Raw genomic sequence first — 230 nt, forward strand, 5'->3', positions numbered from 1 at the left:
CCAGGCCGCGGCAGCATCCGCGTCGTCGGCGCAGCGGCAACAGCGCCGCAAGATGCTGTGTTCCGTCGCGGCCCTGCTCGGCACCGGCCTGGTCGCGGGCCGCGGGGTACAGGGGTATTGGCATCAGCCCGTGTTCCGCTCGGCCTACGAAACCCGCACCGCCCGGATGCTGACGGTGAGGCTGACCGACGGCCTCGGCGGCGGGGCGGGCAGCCAGCTCGACCTGGCCC

The 230-nt window shown here is 74.3% G+C and carries 1 pseudogene; it reads left to right on the forward strand.

The window, feature by feature from the left end:
- Nucleotides 1-230, forward strand: a pseudogene (locus AC0IYU_RS35045) (iron dicitrate transport regulator FecR); the annotation flags it as partial.

It is taken from the genome of Variovorax sp. AC103, assembly GCF_979254005.1.